Origin of the sequence: Clostridium neuense (assembly GCF_045310695.1) — a bacterium.
In the GTDB taxonomy this organism is placed as follows: domain Bacteria; phylum Bacillota; class Clostridia; order Clostridiales; family Clostridiaceae; genus Clostridium_S; species Clostridium_S neuense.
In genome coordinates this window covers 1-242 of record NZ_JBJIAA010000070.1, presented here as the reverse complement: position 1 = coordinate 242, position 242 = coordinate 1, and the positions used below count along the sequence as shown (strand labels likewise).

Genomic DNA, 242 nt, shown 5'->3' with positions numbered 1-242 from the left:
GGCTCTGGTAATACTTTTCTATCCACTTTACCATTTGGTGTTAATGGCATGCTTTCTAGTTTTATAAAGTATGCTGGAACCATGTAATCTGGTAGAGATTTTTTTAGCTCTTCTCTTAATTCACCTACGGTGTATTCTTTCTCTCCTACATAATACGCACATAGATACTTACTTCCTACTTCCCCTTTTGCTAAAACTACTGTTTCCTTTATTCCTTCTATTTTTAATAATCTATTTTCGAT

The 242-nt window shown here is 33.5% G+C and carries 1 protein-coding gene; it reads right to left on the bottom strand.

Features of this window, described 5'->3' with window-relative positions:
• On the bottom strand, positions 1-242 hold a 242-nt coding region (locus tag ACJDT4_RS23425), incomplete at both ends, for an AMP-binding enzyme (protein ID WP_406790029.1).